The 16,507-nt window shown below is 57.9% G+C and carries 10 protein-coding genes; 8 read left to right on the top strand and 2 right to left on the bottom strand.

Annotated elements, in window-relative coordinates; translation table 11 throughout:
• Positions 1-544 precede the first annotated feature (544 nt).
• Genes ACL2XM_RS02880 through rcsB form a run of 4 tightly spaced genes read left to right on the top strand, consistent with a single transcriptional unit; the run spans position 545 to position 5,521 of the window.
• Positions 545-928, top strand: coding sequence for a DUF4186 domain-containing protein (locus ACL2XM_RS02880; protein ID WP_413723319.1), 384 nt, complete (start codon positions 545-547; stop codon positions 926-928).
• Positions 929-976: 48 nt separating this feature from the next.
• Positions 977-2,128, top strand: a complete 1,152-nt coding sequence (locus ACL2XM_RS02875) for an MFS transporter (protein WP_413723320.1) — start codon at positions 977-979, stop codon at positions 2,126-2,128.
• Between the two features lie 22 nt (positions 2,129-2,150).
• The gene (gene rcsD, locus ACL2XM_RS02870; protein WP_413723321.1) at positions 2,151-4,862 is read left to right on the top strand and encodes a phosphotransferase RcsD; all 2,712 of its coding nucleotides are present in this window, start codon (positions 2,151-2,153) and stop codon (positions 4,860-4,862) included.
• Between the two features lie 8 nt (positions 4,863-4,870).
• Complete coding sequence (gene rcsB / locus ACL2XM_RS02865) at positions 4,871-5,521, top strand: response regulator transcription factor RcsB (RefSeq protein WP_331121075.1); 651 nt, start codon at positions 4,871-4,873, stop codon at positions 5,519-5,521.
• Positions 5,522-5,657: 136 nt separating this feature from the next.
• On the opposite strand, the gene rcsC is transcribed toward rcsB, so the two are convergent.
• Together rcsC and gyrA are read right to left on the bottom strand one after the other, a co-directional pair.
• Positions 5,658-8,534 (bottom strand): two-component system sensor histidine kinase RcsC, encoded by a 2,877-nt coding sequence (gene rcsC / locus ACL2XM_RS02860; protein ID WP_413723322.1) that lies wholly within the window; start codon positions 8,532-8,534, stop codon positions 5,658-5,660.
• Between the two features lie 147 nt (positions 8,535-8,681).
• The gene (gene gyrA / locus ACL2XM_RS02855; RefSeq protein ID WP_413727953.1) at positions 8,682-11,363 is read right to left on the bottom strand and encodes a DNA topoisomerase (ATP-hydrolyzing) subunit A; all 2,682 of its coding nucleotides are present in this window, start codon (positions 11,361-11,363) and stop codon (positions 8,682-8,684) included.
• Positions 11,364-11,602: 239 nt separating this feature from the next.
• Here gyrA and ubiG point away from each other — a divergent pair, with 239 nt between their 5' ends.
• The 4 genes from ubiG (at position 11,603) to yfaE (ending at position 16,400) form a co-directional block, all read left to right on the top strand.
• Complete coding sequence (gene ubiG, locus ACL2XM_RS02850; RefSeq protein ID WP_410016767.1) at positions 11,603-12,346, top strand: bifunctional 2-polyprenyl-6-hydroxyphenol methylase/3-demethylubiquinol 3-O-methyltransferase UbiG; 744 nt, start codon at positions 11,603-11,605, stop codon at positions 12,344-12,346.
• A 315-nt stretch (positions 12,347-12,661) separates the two neighbouring features.
• Positions 12,662-14,947, top strand: coding sequence for a class 1a ribonucleoside-diphosphate reductase subunit alpha (gene nrdA, locus ACL2XM_RS02845; RefSeq protein WP_410014235.1), 2,286 nt, complete (start codon positions 12,662-12,664; stop codon positions 14,945-14,947).
• Positions 14,948-14,996: 49 nt separating this feature from the next.
• Entirely contained in the window at positions 14,997-16,127 is a 1,131-nt protein-coding gene (gene nrdB / locus ACL2XM_RS02840; RefSeq protein ID WP_413723324.1) for a class Ia ribonucleoside-diphosphate reductase subunit beta, read from the top strand.
• 12 nt (positions 16,128-16,139) lie between these two features.
• Positions 16,140-16,400: a class I ribonucleotide reductase maintenance protein YfaE gene (yfaE, locus tag ACL2XM_RS02835; protein WP_410016766.1), complete on the top strand. Its 261-nt coding sequence runs from the start codon at positions 16,140-16,142 to the stop codon at positions 16,398-16,400.
• Positions 16,401-16,507 lie beyond the last annotated feature (107 nt).

Genomic DNA, 16,507 nt, shown 5'->3' with positions numbered 1-16,507 from the left:
CATTTATTTTATCGATTAATATCAATAGGATAAAACCATCAGTCATCAATAGCACTTTCTGGCAAAAAATGAATTTATTTTTAACTAATATTATCTACGCTATCATCATTAATTTTCATTGTTACTCTCATCACTGATGTTTTTTCCCTCGCCGGTTAGAAGACCGGCTTTTTTTTTGGCGTATCGTGAAAATATTAACATTTATTAATAAATGTTAGAAAATAAATCGTTATTGCCGCCCGACATCATTTTTACCTAAAGTTCTTTTTATAAACATCAATTTAATTATCGGGTAATTTATTATTCATCCGCTATAACATGAAAAGGAATATAAAAAAATACGATATTGATCACATTAAAAATCATTTATTTTTACCGCGCCCCCCACCGGCGTACCCTGCCCGGGCACGCGTCCCGCCGCCTCAGCCGGCCCCGCCTTGCAAGGCGTACTTCGTTATCCGGCGCTGGGCATGCTACACTTTATGCCGTCATTTTCCCGGATACCGGGGATTTACGGCCACACCGCAGGACAGCAAGGGGCACCATGGGACAAGATCAGAATTTCGACATCCTTTGGGAGCGCTTACAGCGCTCCGCTTTCCGGTCAACATTCCGGCTTAATGAAAAAGACCTTACCTACCTGCATAATAAAGGTATGGCGGTGGTGCTTGCCCATGCGCGTGATTTTATCGCCGCCCGGCTGGCGCCGGCGCTCCCGACCAAAGACGGCAAGCAAACGCCCTGGCGTGGCCATCCGGTATTTGTCGCCCAGCACGCCACCGCCACCTGCTGCCGGGGATGCCTGGAAAAATGGCACGGCATCGCGAAAGGACAGGCGCTGAGCGCCGCGCAACAAGACTATATCGTACAGGTGATCGCGCTGTGGCTTGAGCGTCGGGGCGGCGACAGCGGCGGCGGCCGTGCATAACGGCGCCGCTTTACTCTTTGATTCCAGGCAGGATATGCGGAAAGCTTCATGACCACGACTTATAATACGCAGCAACACATCGGCCTGCCGGTACGTATCGCCACGCGGATCGTTTTTTTTATCGCCGGCTTCGGCATGTCGGCCTGGGCGCCGCTGGTTCCCTTCGCCAAGCTGCGCCTGGATATTGATGACGCCGCCCTCGGCATGCTGCTGCTGTGCCTGGGCATCGGTTCGCTGCTGGCCATGCCGCTGGCGGCGCCGCTGGCCGCCAGGCTCGGCTGCCGGCGGATGATTACCGGCGCCGGCGTATTGCTTTGCCTGACGCTGCCGGCCCTGGCGCTGGCGGCCGCCCCGGTATCCCTTGGCGTCGCCCTGTTGCTGTTCGGCGCGGCGCTCGGCGCCATGGACATCAGCATGAATATCCAGGCGGTGACGGTGGAAAAAGCCAGCGGCCGGGCCATGATGTCGGGATTTCACGGTTTTTTCAGCATCGGCGGCATTGCCGGCGCCGGTCTGGTCAGTATTCTGCTGTGGCTTGGATGTACGCCGTTCTGGTCGATTGCCGTCGCCGACCTGGCGATTGTGGCCTTGCTGCTGTACGCCGCGGGAGACCTGCTGGCGCAACCGCAGGAAAACGATCCCGGCCCGCTGTTCGTACGCCCGCGCGGTAAAGTGCTGTTTATCGGAATGCTCTGTTTTATCCTGTTCCTGGCCGAAGGCGCGATGCTGGACTGGAGCGCCTTGTTCCTGACCGTCGAGCGTGGGCTTGACAGCGCCAGGGGCGGCCTGGGCTATGTCTTGTTCTCCATCGCCATGACCGTTGGGCGCCTGAACGGCGACCGGCTTATCAACGCCATCGGCCGGTTCCGCACCCTGGCGGCCGGCAGCCTGTGCGCCTCCGCCGGGCTGTGGCTGGCCATTTTCATCGATCAGCCGCTGGTGACGCTGTTGGGTTTTATGCTGGTGGGACTGGGCGCCGCCAACCTGGTGCCGCTGCTGTTCAGCGTCGTGGGCACCCAAACGGATATGCCGCCTAATCTTGCCCTGGCGGCCATTTCCGGCGTCGGTTACGCCGGTATCCTGGCCGGCCCGGCGCTGATCGGCTTTATTGCCCATTTGACCAGCCTGTTCACCGCGTTCGGCTGCGTCGCATTGTTACTTCTGGTGGTTACCCTGAGCGCGCGCCGGGTGACCCGATAAAGAAAGCCGGTGATAAAAAAATATGCAAATCAAGAACCTGACCCTGACACCGGCCGCGCTCACCCGCGGCCTGGTGGTGTTTATTTTATTATTGCTGCTGTCGTTATGGCTGTTTGGCCTGCATGCCGTTAATGCCTATATCATTGAAAAAAAGCACAGCATGACCACCATCACCGTGGCGCTGCAAAAACGCATCGATACCTACCGTTTCGTGGCGGATCGCCTCTATGAGCAATCCACCGGTACTGGCCCGGTCGACATGACGCTTGGGAATATTCACGAAACCCGCCTGCGTCCCGATGTGTTCTACATTGAAAAACCCCATCGAAAAACCGACGGACTGATCTTTGGCGCCCATGAAAGCGCCACCCTGGCCACGGCGGTGAAGATGTCGGATTACCTGGACGTGCTGTGGGGCGGCGAGAGCAATAACTACTCTTTATTTTATCTCAACGGCGTCGACAACAGCCTGACGCTGATTTCCACGCAGCCGCTGCGGGATATCGCGCCGCGTTTCGAAGACAGCTTTATCAGCGCCCTGGTAAAATCCCGTCGGGCCGAAATGCTGCAGCAGGCTAATATCCTTGATGAACGCGAAAGTTTTTCGCCGCTGCGCAAATACCGTTTCCAGAACGACTACTACTTTACTCACCGGATCATCATCAACCAGCCGGGGCATCTGGCCACCATCGTCGCCTTCGATCTGCCGGTCAGCGATGTGATCCCGCTGAACATGGCGCGGGCCAATTTCTCCCTGGTCGGCGCCGGCGCGGCCAATGACGACGAGGAAGACGAGCAGGACAACGCGCAGCCGGCAACCAGCGTGATAACCGGGTCGGCGCTCGCCATCACCGCCCGGTTTAGCAATGCGCCGCTGAATCTGGTGTACCGCGTGCCGCTGGGCGGCCTGATCCTTGATCTGCTGCGCAATAATATCTGGCCGGTTGCCATTGAGCTGCTGATGATCGCCCTCTCGTTGCTGGGCGTTTACCTGGTGCGCCAGCATTTCCTGCGCCCGCGCGCGAATATGGCGCACGATTTGAAATCCCACCGTATCCTAAGCGAGGAAGTGATAGCCAATCTGCCCCTGGGGCTGCTGGTGTACGATTTCAGCGATAACACCCTGGTCGCCAGCAATAAGATCGGCGATCATCTGCTGCCCCATCTCAGCCTGCAAAAAATCGCCAACCTGGCCGAAAGCCACCAGGGCATCATCCAGGCGACGGTCAATAACGAAGTGTATGAAATCCGCATGTTCAAAAGCCAGCTTTCCCCGGAGACCTATCTGTTCCAACTGCTGGATCACGATAAAGAAGTGCTGGTGAATAAAAGGCTGCAGCAGGCGCAGCAGGAGCTGGCGAAAAACCACCAGGCGCGGCGCGCCATTCTCACCAACTTCCAGAATGAGTTAAGCCGCCCGCTGATGGTGATAAATGAATTAACCGATGCCCTGGAGCACGCCGCGACCGACGAGGATCGCAAGCGTTGCCTGGCGGGCCTGAAATGCGAGTCCTCGCGCCTGGCCGCGCTGTTTGATAACCTGCGCCTGCTGACGGCGCTGGAAATTAAGGACTGGCAGCCGAATCCGGCGGACTTTTCGCTGGCGGAACTTATCGACGCCCTGTTGGTGGAGCGTTTGCCCGCCGTGGCGCAAAAAGGGCTGACCCTGTATCACCACTACCATTTGCCTTTAAACCAGCGGCACTGGGGCGACGCGCTGGCGGTGAAAAAAATCATTTCGCTGCTGCTGGATTACAGCATTATCAGCACCCAGTACGGCAAAATCGTCTTATCCGTGGATCAGGACCCGTCCCGCCCCGATATTTTGCTGTGCACCATCAGCGATACCGGCAGCGGCATCAGCGCCGAAGAGCTGGCTAACCTGCACCAGCCCTTTGTCAGCCGGGCGCGCGAAGATCATTACCAGCGCGGGTCGGCCCTGACCTGGTTCCTGTGCTCGAAGCTGTGTAAACAGCTGGGCGGCGGCCTGGATATCCATAGCAAGGCCGATATCGGCACCCGCTACCGGGTCAGGCTGCAGCTGCCGCCGGCGGCCGGCGGCGAGGATGCGGATGAACAGGAAAAGATCCTGGAGGATACGCAGGTACTGCTGGATATCGCCAATGAGGAAGTCCGCGCCATCGTCAACGCCATGGTGACCCAGTGGGGGGGGAAATGTCTGTATCCCGATGAGCACCATCTGGTCCAGGAGCATGACCTGCTGCTGACCGACGATAGCAATCGCCTGGAGGATTTCGCCATTTTGCTGCACGGCGGCGAACCGGCGATTACCTCGCTTTCGCCGTACCGTCTGCGGGTTAATTATAATCTGAGCAGTCCGCTGCTGGACGCAATGCTACAATTGATGGAGCTGAGGCTGGCCCAGGCGGATAGCGGCAGGGACATGGATACTACGCCTGGGAACCAGGAGAACGCGGCCCTGGAACAGCTCTTTTCGAGCGGCTATTTTCCGCTATTCGTCGATACAGTACCCGATGACGTCAAGAGGCTGTATACTGAAGCCGAGAGCGGCGACCTGAGCGCTCTGGCCCAGACCGCGCACCGCCTCAAAGGCGTCTTTGCCATGCTGAACCTGGTTCCGGGCAAGGTGTTATGTGAAACCCTGGAACAACATATAAAACAAGCTACTATGCAAAATGATAATACAAAAATCGGCAACGATATCCACCAAATTGATGCTTTTGTTATTAAACTGCTACAGCATGCAAGGTAGTCAACATTATGAATAATCTGAACGTCATCATTGCCGATGACCATCCCATCGTCCTGTTTGGCATTCGCAAATCCCTGGAATCCATCGAGTGGGTTAAAGTTGTCGGTGAATTCGAAGACTCCACCTCGTTAATCAACAGCCTGAGCAAGCTGGACGCCAACGTCCTGGTGACCGATCTCTCGATGCCCGGCGAGAAATACGGCGACGGCATCACCCTTATCAAATATATCAAACGCCACTACCCGCACCTGGCGATTATCGTGCTGACCATGAATAACAACCCGGCCATTTTAAGCGCGGTGCTGGAGCTGGATATCGACGGTATCGTCCTTAAGCAGGGGGCGCCCACCGACCTGCCCAAGGCGTTGGCCTCGCTGCAAAAGGGTAAAAAATATACTCCCGACAGCGTGGCGAAACTGCTTGAGCGCATCAGCGCCGGCGGCTATGGCGATAAGCGCCTTTCCCCAAAAGAGAGTGAAGTGCTGCGGCTGTTCGCCGAGGGATTCCTGGTCACGGAAATCGCCAAAAAGCTCAATCGCAGCATCAAGACCATCAGCAGCCAGAAAAAATCAGCCATGCTGAAGTTGGGCGTGGAAAATGATATCGCCCTGCTTAATTACCTGTCGTCAGTCAGTATGGCGCCGGTGGACAAAGAGTAACGCCCCTCTTGCCGCAACGGGCGGCGTACTACGCCGCCCGTCCGATATGCCGACGTCCCCCGCGACCTTGTGCTTTTCTCTACCCTCATCGTCCCTCGTGCCATGGCGCCGCCATACGCAGCGCATTCCATTGCCTTTAACCGGCATCGGCGGGAGATTGCTGGCGTTGCCGCCGGGTCTGCTGGCTGAAATGCGCCAGCGCCGGCTGCAATACGCTCAGGGTGACCGGCTTGGACAGGCAGTTGTCCATGCCCGCATCCAGGCAGCGCTGTTTTTCCTCCGCCAGGGCGTTGGCGGTCACGCCAATCACCGGCAGTTGGACGCCCTGCCCGCGTAAGCGCCGGGTCAGCTGGTAGCCGTCCATATTCGGCATATTGACATCGGTAAGGATGATATCCACCGACTGTTTTTGCAGCGTCCCCAGCGCATCCACCCCATCGTTGGCGGTAATCACCTGATAGCCCAGCGATTCAAGCTGATCCGCCAGCAGCCGGCGATTAATGGGGTGATCGTCCACCACCAGGATGCGGATATCGTTATTAAGGTCGCAGGCGTTCTGCATCATGGCCGCCGGCGAGGGCAACGCCGGCACCGTCTTCTGGTCATCGCGGCAGATTTTCAGCAACAGCAGCGGCAGCGCGTCCGCGAAGGCCGAGCTTAGCCACCATTCCCCCGCGGACATTTCCTGCGCGGGGCCGATATGGTTGACCATAAAACGGATCCAGACGCGCGGGCGTTGCGCCGGCGCATCATCGTCATCGGTAATGAACACGGATTCGTTGTCAATGTCCTGCCAGGTATGGCGTTTAACCACCATGCCTTCGGCGCCCAGCAAACGGATCAGGTAAGCCTCCAGCGCCGCATTGCGCACATGCAGCCAGCAGACGCGCCCGTACAGGTCGCTGCTCAGCACCGGCGGCGCGTAGCTTGCCTGGTAGAGCGGCAGCCGGATGGTAAACTGGCTTCCCAGCCCGGTCTCGGACTCAACGGCGATATCGCCGTCCATCAGATTGACCAGCTTTTCACAGATGGCCAGCCCCAGCCCGGTGCCATGGGACTGCTGCTGCCCGCCGCTGCCCAATTGCACAAAGGGGTCGAACAGCCGCAGCAGCTCGCGCTGCTGGATGCCCACGCCGGTGTCGCGTATCTGGAACAGCAGGTAATCCGCGTCACGATAAACGCGGATCACCAGGCAACCGCTGTGGGTAAATTTAATGGCGTTATTCAGCAGATTGGACAACACCTGCTGCAGGCGCACCGGATCGCCGCGCAGGTTCTGCGGCACGTCGGGATCGATAAAACAGTACAACCCTAAGCGTTTTTTCACCACCAGCGACAGGTAATTGCCGGCGATATGGCTGACCACTTCCCGCGGGGAAAAACACCGCGGCTCGATTTTCAGCTGTTCGGATTCAATTTTCGAAAAGTCGAGGATATCACTGATGATATTGAGCAATAACGCGGAAGAGTTGTCCATCGCCATCACCAGGCGATCGACGCCGTCCGGCAGCGCCTTGGTCTTGATCAAATCGAGATTGCCGATGATACCGTACAAGGGGGTGCGCAACTCATGGCTGACCGTGGCCAGGAACATCGACTTCGCCTGGCTGGTCTGTTCCGCCGCCGCCGCCATTTCCTGCAAGGATTCCTCCATTTTTACCCGGGCGCTGATATCCACCAGCACGCAGATGGCGACGTTTTCATTACGATAGCGCGAATGCACGAAGCTGATTTGCAGGTTGTTGTTATTGCTGGTCATGACATCGACAAAATTCACCTGCTGGCCGCAGATAATATGGATGATGCGCTGCCGATCCTCAAACGTCAGCAGGCTGAGATAATTATGCGCCAGCTCATTGCTGATAAGGTTAGCGCCGTCGCTGATGCGCAGGATGCAGATGCCCACCGGCGCGGAGGCGACGATTTTGCGATTAAACTGCTCGTTCTCCTCCAGCTGCAGGGCGTTTTTTTCCGCCGGGGAGAACATCCTGCGCTCAAACAGCCAGGCCAGCATAAACAGCAGGGTGGCCGACAGGACATTCAACAACAAAGCATTAAAAATCAGCGGCTTGAAATTTTCCACCATCGTGGTCAGCGCCAGTGAATACAGGATGCTCAACGACGACGGCGCCAGGTTTCTTTTCATCACCAGGTTTTTATAGCTATCCGTATAACCGTAATAGCTGGCCTGCGCCGGATACTCCGTCAGCGCCGACGCTTTGCGCTCCCCGTCGGCTAGCGACAGCACCGGCATATTGCCCTGATCCAGCAGGGTGATGCCGATAGGCAGGGTACTGGCGGTGGAAAAATCCTCCAGCCGGATGCTCAGTTCTATACCCAGCAACGCCTGCAGTTTGCTGGCGACATAGATGGGCGTCAATACGTACAGCGAGCCGCTGCCGGAGCGCGCGCCGGGCACCACCCAATACAAGTCGTCCTCGCGTCCGTTTTGGCGCGCGTTGCGGTATTTGATTATCTCCTGCTGCAGACTTTTCGGCAGGGAGGCCGCCGTGCCCGCGGTGCCGCGGAAGTTGAAATCCGCCATGCAGAGGCTTTCGCCGCTGATATAAAACACCCGGTTAAGGTCGTAGGCATCGGAAAAACTGTCTTTCCAGTAGCTGAGGAAATAACTCAGGGAATCGACGGCGTTATGGTATTCGGTACCGGTGCCGCTACAGTCGGCAGTGGGATAGAGCGGCGAAATATCGGGGCGGCTGGCCTTGCCGGCAAATACGCCGTTAAGCATATCCAGTCCCGGCAGGCCGGCGTTAAGCCGGTTTTCCGCCACATATTTAATTTCCCGCATAATGGTGGTGGAACGGGTGATATAGGCCTGGGCCTGGCCGTAGCTGGTGTAATACTCCTGGCGCAGATCGGACTCGCGCTGGTGTAATTGGCTGATAATGTAAAAAGCCGACAGCAGCGCGCCCAGCGCCCACAGCAATAGCGCCAGGGTGCGGAACAGATAGCGGGATATTTTTACCGTTGTGCGAAATGATGTGAAGTATTTCAAGAAAGTCACGTTCCGGTAATAGTCTTTAATCGGAGGCCAGCGTATGCGTTACACTACCGGCCCCCTATAAAAAAAGCCAGCGCGGCGGCTGGCTTTCGGGGCGGCCGTGCCGCCCGGCGCTATGCTGACACCGGGCGGCGGCGGCAATCAGGCGTTCGGCTCGTCGTCTCCGTCCGCCGAGTCATCGTCGTCCGCGCCGATATCGTCGCCGGCGTCCTCGCCATCGATATCCTCATCGGCGGCGTCTTCGATTTCGTCGCCATCGGCCAGGCCTTCGACGCTGTCAAGCTCTTCGTCGTCAACCGGCTCGGCCACGCGCTGCAGGCCGACCACATGCTCGTTTTCAGCGGTGCGGATCAGGGTCACGCCCTGGGTATTGCGCCCGACGATGCTGACCTCGGAAACCCGGGTACGCACCAGGGTGCCGGCGTCGGTGATCATCATGATCTGATCGGTATCGGCCACCTGCACCGCGCCGACCACCTCGCCGTTGCGTTCGCTCACCTTAATCGAGATCACGCCGAGGGTGGCGCGGGATTTGGTGGGGTATTCCTCCTGGGCGGTACGTTTACCGTAACCATGCTGGGTAACGGTCAGGATCGGCCCGTCTCCGCGCGGTATGATAAGCGACACCACGCGATCCTTCTCGGCCAGGTTGATGCCGCGCACGCCGGTGGCGGTACGGCCCATGGAGCGCACCTGCCCTTCCGGGAAGCGCACGACCTTACCGTAGGCCGAGAACAGCATGACTTCGTTCTTGCCGTCGGTCAGATCGACGCCGATCAGTTCGTCGCCCTCGTTGAGGTTGACGGCGATGATGCCGGCGCTGCGCGGCCGGCTGAACTCGGTCAGCGCGGTTTTCTTCACGGTGCCGCTGGCGGTCGCCATAAACACATGGCGGCCTTCCTCATATTCCCGCACCGGCAGGATGGCGGTGATGCGTTCATTCGGCTCAAGGGGCAGCAGATTGACGATCGGCCGGCCACGGGCGCCGCGACTGGCTTCCGGCAGTTGATATACTTTCATCCAGTACATACGGCCGCGGCTGGAAAACAGCAGGATGGTGTCATGGGTATTGGCCACCAGCAGCCTGTCGATAAAGTCTTCTTCCTTGATGCGCGCCGCCGATTTGCCCTTGCCGCCGCGCCGTTGGGCTTCGTAATCGGTCAGAGGCTGGTATTTGACATAGCCCTGGTGGGACAAGGTCACTACCACGTCTTCCTCGTTGATCAGATCTTCGATATTGATATCCGAGGTATTGGCGGTGATTTCAGTGCGGCGGGGGTCGTTGTACTGCTCTTTCATCGCGTTCAGTTCTTCGCGAATCACTTCCATCAGCCGATCGGGATTTTCCAGGATAATAATCAGTTCAGCGATTTGATCCAGCAGCTCTTTGTACTCGTCGAGCAGCTTTTCATGCTCCAGTCCGGTCAGTTTCTGCAGGCGCAAATCCAGGATGGCCTGGGCCTGCTGTTCGGTCAGGTAATATTTGCCGTCACGGATGCCGAACTCCGGCTCCAGCCATTCCGGGCGGGCGGCGTCGTCGCCGGCGCGCTCAAGCATGGCCGCCACGGTGCCCAGCTCCCAGGGACGGGCCACCAGCCCGGCCTTGGCTTCCGTCGGATTCTGCGCGTTGCGGATAAGCTCGATGATCGGATCGATATTCGCCAGCGCCACGGCCAGGGCTTCAAGGATATGGGCGCGGTCGCGCGCCTTGCGCAGTTCAAAAATGGTACGGCGGGTGACCACTTCGCGGCGGTGGCGGACAAAGGCGGACAAAATATCCTTCAGCGCCATGATCCTTGGCTGGCCCTGGTGCAGCGCCACCATATTGATGCCAAACGACACCTGCAGCTGCGTCTGGGAGTAGAGGTTGTTCAATACCACCTCGCCCACCGCGTCGCGCTTGATTTCGATCACGATGCGCATGCCGTCTTTATCGGATTCGTCGCGCAGGGCGCTGATGCCCTCGATACGCTTGTCCTTGACCAGTTCGGCAATCTTCTCGATCAGCCGGGCTTTGTTCACCTGGTACGGAATTTCATGCACGATAATGGTTTCGCGGCCGCTTTTGGCATCCGCTTCCACTTCCGCGCGGGCGCGAATGAGGATTTTGCCGCGTCCGGTGCGATAGGCTTCTTCAATGCCGCGCCGGCCGTTGATAATGGCGGCGGTGGGGAAGTCCGGCCCCGGGATATGTTCCATCAGCCCTTCGACGCTGATATTTTCATCATCGATATAGGCCAGGCAGCCGTTGATCACCTCGGTGAGGTTGTGCGGCGGAATATTGGTGGCCATGCCGACCGCGATACCGGAGGAACCGTTGATCAGCAGGTTGGGAACCTTGGTGGGCATGACCTCGGGGATCTGCTCGGTGCCGTCGTAGTTCGGCACGTAGTCCACGGTGTCTTTTTCGAGGTCCGCCAATAACTCATGGGCGATTTTCGACATGCGGATTTCGGTATAACGCATCGCCGCGGCGGAGTCGCCGTCGACGGAACCGAAGTTACCCTGGCCATCCACCAGCATATAACGCAGCGAGAACGGCTGGGCCATACGCACGATGGTGTCGTAGACCGCGGAATCACCATGGGGGTGATATTTACCGATAACGTCCCCGACCACACGGGCCGATTTTTTGTAAGGTTTATTCCAGTCGTTACCTAGCACACTCATCGCGAATAAAACGCGGCGGTGTACCGGCTTCAGTCCATCACGTACATCCGGCAGCGCACGTCCGATAATCACGGACATGGCATAATCCAGATAAGAGCGTTTCATCTCTTCTTCGATGTTGACCGGTGTTATTTCTCTGGCAAGGTCGCTCATGCAGCCGCTATCCCTCTACTAATTGATGCATCTACCCGGATTTGAAGGTGCCAAAGTATACCATACATCGGTGATTCAGGGAAAATAGTCGGCGCCCGGAAGCATCCGCGCCGGTGATTTCCGCCGTTATGCCGCTGGTCAGTTGCGCGGTTAACGGTATACTTGCCGCAGGCGGGAAGATTCTCCCCGGGAAACACCTGTATGAATGCAAACACCAACGCGATAAGGGAGCGTGCGTGATGAATCCGGAAGTCAGCAGCAATAAACAGGACGTCGTGCGCCACGACAATGTCGATCAGCAGGAAATTGCCAAATTTGACGCCGTCGCCTCGCGCTGGTGGGATCTGGAGGGCGAATTCAAGCCGCTGCACCGGATCAATCCGCTGCGCCTGGACTATATCCTGGGCCGCGCCGGGGGCTTGTTCGGTAAAGACGTGCTGGACGTGGGCTGCGGCGGCGGCATCCTGACGGAGAGCATGGCGCGCGAAGGGGCGCGGGCGACCGGCCTTGACATGGGCACCGAGCCGCTGGCGGTGGCGCGCCTTCACGCGCTGGAGACCGGGATAAACATCGACTATATCCAGCAAACGGTGGAAGACCATGCCGCGGCCAATCCCGGACGTTACGACGTGGTCACCTGTATGGAAATGCTGGAGCACGTGCCCGACCCGGCCTCGATCGTGCGCGCCTGCGCCCGGCTGGTGAAACCCGGCGGCGACGTGTTTTTCTCCACCCTGAACCGCAACCCCAAGTCGTGGCTGATGGCCATCGTCGGCGCCGAGTACCTGCTGCGCATCGTGCCGCGCGGCACCCATGACATCAGGAAATTCATCAAGCCGTCCGAGCTGCTGAACTGGCTGGAAAGCACCCCCCTGCGCGAGCGCCATATCATCGGGCTGCATTATAATCCGCTGCGCGATCGTTTTACCCTCGGCGGCAATGTCGACGTTAACTATATGCTGCATACGCGCCACGCGTCTTGACCGACAGGGGTAGCGAAAATCGTTACCCCTAGTTTAATAAAACACCAAATAATCCCTTTTCGAATTTTTTTCGCCGGCCATTGACATGCGCTAAGCGCCGGTGAAATAGCGCTTTAAAGAATCCGTTAACATTTCACCCCCAAGTTATCCACAAAATCGGGCGTTTTAGTCCCTTGCATTGGCTGCGGTTTGTCACTATCTTGTTATCAAATTAACGAAAAAACCCTATATATAGTGTTTTACCGCAACGGGAGACACTATTTTTCTTATGCGCGAGCATAAAGCCCGGGGTCACTCAGACAGGTATTGCGGCTTATGAACCAGAGTCTGCTTGTTACAAAACGCGACGGCAGTAAAGAAAAAATCAACCTCGACAAGATCCACCGCGTGATCGACTGGGCGGCGGAAGGCCTGGAAAACGTCTCGGTTTCCCAGGTCGAGCTCCGCTCCCATATCCAGTTTTACGACGGCATCAAAACCGCCGATATCCATGAAACCATTATCAAGGCGGCGGCGGATCTCATTTCCCGCGATGCCCCGGATTATCAGTACCTGGCCGCCCGTCTGGCGGTATTCCACCTGCGTAAAAAAGCCTACGGCCAGTTTGAGCCGCCGAAGCTGTACGATCACGTCACCCGGCTGGTGGAAATGGGCAAATACGACCGCCATCTGCTGGAAGACTACAGCGCCGAAGAGTTTGCCCTGATGGACGGCTTTATCGACCACTGGCGCGATATGAATTTTTCCTATGCGGCGGTGAAACAGCTGGAAGGCAAATACCTGGTACAAAACCGGGTCAGCGGCCAGATCTACGAAAGCGCGCAGTTCCTGTATATCCTGGTGGCGGCCTGCCTGTTCTCGGGTTATGACCGCGCCACCCGCCTGGACTATGTGAAACGTTTTTACGACGCCATTTCCACCTTTAAGATCTCGCTGCCGACGCCCATCATGTCCGGCGTGCGTACCCCGACCCGCCAGTTCAGCTCCTGCGTGCTGATTGAGTGCGGCGACAGCCTGGATTCCATCAACGCCACCTCCAGCGCCATCGTCAAATATGTCTCGCAGCGCGCCGGCATCGGCATCAACGCGGGCCGCATCCGGGCGCTGGGCAGCCCGATCCGCGGCGGCGAAGCCTTCCATACCGGCTGCGTGCCGTTTTATAAACACTTCCAGACCGCGGTGAAGTCCTGTTCCCAGGGCGGCGTGCGCGGCGGCGCGGCCACCTTGTTTTACCCGATGTGGCATCTTGAGGTGGAAAGCCTGCTGGTATTGAAAAACAACCGCGGGGTGGAAGGCAACCGCGTGCGCCATATGGACTACGGCGTACAGATTAACAAGCTGATGTACCAGCGCCTGGTCAAGGGCGAGGACATCACGTTGTTCAGCCCGTCCGACGTGCCGGGGCTGTATGACGCTTTTTTTGCCGACCAGGAAGAGTTTGAACGGCTGTATACCCGGTATGAGCAGGACGACAGTATCCGCAAGCAGCGCGTCAAGGCGGTGGATCTGTTCTCGTTGATGATGCAGGAACGCGCCTCCACCGGCCGCATCTATATCCAGCACGTGGACCATTGTAATACCCACAGCCCGTTCGACGCGTCCGTGGCGCCGATCCGCCAGTCCAACCTGTGCCTGGAAATCGCCCTGCCGACCAAACCGCTGGAAGACGTTAACGACGAAAGCGGGGAAATCGCGCTGTGCACCCTGTCGGCGTTTAACCTGGGCGCCCTGGACAGCCTGGATGACCTGAAAGAGCTGGCGACGCTTGCGGTGCGCGCGCTCGACGCCCTGCTCGATTACCAGGACTATCCGATCCCGGCCGCGCAGCGCGGCGCCATGGGCCGGCGCACGCTGGGCGTGGGCGTGATCAACTACGCCTATTACCTGGCGAAAAACGGCGTGCGCTATTCCGACGGCAGCGCCAATAACCTGACGCACCGTACGTTCGAAGCCATCCAGTATTACCTGCTGAAGGCATCCAACGAACTGGCGCAGGAGCGCGGCGCCTGTCCGTGGTTTAACGAAACCACCTACGCCCAGGGCATCCTGCCCATAGATACCTATAAAAAGGATCTCGACGCCATTTGCAGCGAGCCGCTGCATTATGACTGGGAAACCCTGCGCGCCGATATTCAGCGGCACGGCCTGCGCAACTCCACCCTCTCGGCGCTGATGCCCTCCGAGACGTCGTCGCAGATTTCCAACGCCACCAACGGCATTGAGCCGCCGCGCGGTTATGTCAGCATCAAGGCCTCCAAGGACGGCATCCTGCGCCAGGTGGTGCCGGAGTCCAACCGGCTGAAGGACGCCTATGAACTGTTATGGGAAATGCCCAACAACGACGGTTACCTGCATCTGGTGGGCGTCATGCAGAAGTTTGTCGACCAGGCGATTTCGGCCAATACCAACTACGATCCGTCCCGTTTCCCGGCGGGTAAAGTGCCGATGAAGCAGTTGCTGAAAGATTTGCTGACCGCGTATAAGTTCGGCGTCAAGACGCTGTATTATCAAAATACCCGCGATGGCGCCGAAGATGCGCAGGAAGATATGCAGGCCGCCGCCGAGACCGACGATTGCGAAAGCGGCGCCTGTAAGATTTAACACCGGCCGCGGGCGGCGCTGGCGCCGTCCGTGGGTAACAGGAGTGACCATGGCCTATACCACATTTTCACAGCATAAAAACAACCAGCTGCTCGAGCCGATGTTCTTCGGCCAGAACGTTAACGTGGCGCGTTACGACCAGCAAAAATACGATATTTTCGAAAAGCTGATTGAAAAACAGCTCTCCTTCTTCTGGCGGCCGGAAGAAGTGGACGTATCGCGCGATCGTATCGATTTCCAGGCGCTGCCGGAGCATGAAAAGCATATTTTCCTCAGCAACCTGAAATACCAGACCCTGCTCGACTCCATCCAGGGACGCAGCCCCAACGTGGCGCTGCTGCCGCTGATCTCCATTCCCGAGCTGGAGACCTGGGTGGAAACCTGGGCCTTTTCGGAAACCATCCATTCCCGGTCCTATACCCATATCATCCGCAATATCGTCAACGATCCGTCGCTGGTGTTCGACGATATCGTCACCAACGAGGAGATCCTCAAGCGGGCCAAGGATATTTCGGGGTACTACGACGATCTGATCGAGCTGACCGGCTATTACCATCTGCTGGGCGTCGGCACCCATCAGGTGAACGGCCGGGAAGTGACGGTTAACCTGCGCGAGCTGAAGAAAAAGCTGTATCTGTGCCTGATGAGCGTCAATGCCCTGGAGGCGGTGCGGTTTTACGTCAGCTTCGCCTGCTCCTTTGCGTTCGCCGAGCGCGAGCTGATGGAAGGCAACGCCAAGATTATCCGCCTGATCGCCCGCGACGAGGCCCTGCATCTGACCGGCACCCAGCATATGCTGAACCTGCTGCGTTCCGGCGAGGATGACCCGGAAATGGCCGAGATCGCCAAAGAATGCCAGCAGGCATGCTACGACCTGTTTGTGCTGGCGGCGGAGCAGGAAAAGGAGTGGGCCAGCTATCTGTTCCGCGACGGCTCGATGATCGGGCTGAACAAGGATATCCTGTGCCAGTATGTGGATTATATTACCAATATCCGCATGCAGGCGGTGGGCCTGGAACTGCCGTTCGCCACCCGCTCCAATCCCATCCCCTGGATCAATACCTGGCTGGTGTCCGATAACGTACAGGTGGCGCCGCAGGAGGTGGAGGTGAGCTCCTATCTTGTCGGCCAGATTGACTCCGAGGTCAACGCCGACGACCTTAGCGACTTTCAGCTGTAAGCCGCCGTGTCCCTGCCCCTGCCTATGATCACGCTGCGCCGCGATGGGACGCGCCTGGCCTGCGAGAGCCGCCACGGTTCGCTGCTGGACGCGCTGGAAGCGCACCAGGTGCCGGTGGAATCCCAGTGCCGCTCGGGTTATTGCGGCGCCTGTCGCCTGCGCCTGGCGCAGGGGCAGGTACAATATCAGCATGCTCCGCTGGCGTTTATCCGGCCCGGCGAGATCCTGCCCTGCTGCTGCCTGCCCGTGGCGGATATCGAACTGGAGCTGTAATGCCGCCGCGGGTTGCACCAGCAGCGTGCAACCTATTATTTTGTATTAAGTTATAACTTTTCGGCCTTTCCCTGGGGCCGGCCGCTGGGTATGCTGCGCCTTACCTT

This window comes from Sodalis sp. RH20 (genome assembly GCF_047324205.1).
In the GTDB taxonomy this organism is placed as follows: Bacteria; Pseudomonadota; Gammaproteobacteria; order Enterobacterales; family Enterobacteriaceae; genus Acerihabitans.
This window is presented reverse-complemented; position numbering and strand designations above follow the sequence as displayed.

Coding starts and splice junctions, on each gene's coding strand:
- ACL2XM_RS02880 (WP_413723319.1), top strand. CDS start 545: ATGGGACAAGATCAGAATTTCGACATCCTTTGGGAGCGCTTACAGCGC.
- ACL2XM_RS02875 (WP_413723320.1), top strand. CDS start 977: ATGACCACGACTTATAATACGCAGCAACACATCGGCCTGCCGGTACGT.
- rcsD (WP_413723321.1), top strand. CDS start 2,151: ATGCAAATCAAGAACCTGACCCTGACACCGGCCGCGCTCACCCGCGGC.
- rcsB (WP_331121075.1), top strand. CDS start 4,871: ATGAATAATCTGAACGTCATCATTGCCGATGACCATCCCATCGTCCTG.
- gyrA (WP_413727953.1), bottom strand. CDS start 11,363: ATGAGCGACCTTGCCAGAGAAATAACACCGGTCAACATCGAAGAAGAG.
- ubiG (WP_410016767.1), top strand. CDS start 11,603: ATGAATCCGGAAGTCAGCAGCAATAAACAGGACGTCGTGCGCCACGAC.
- nrdA (WP_410014235.1), top strand. CDS start 12,662: ATGAACCAGAGTCTGCTTGTTACAAAACGCGACGGCAGTAAAGAAAAA.
- nrdB (WP_413723324.1), top strand. CDS start 14,997: ATGGCCTATACCACATTTTCACAGCATAAAAACAACCAGCTGCTCGAG.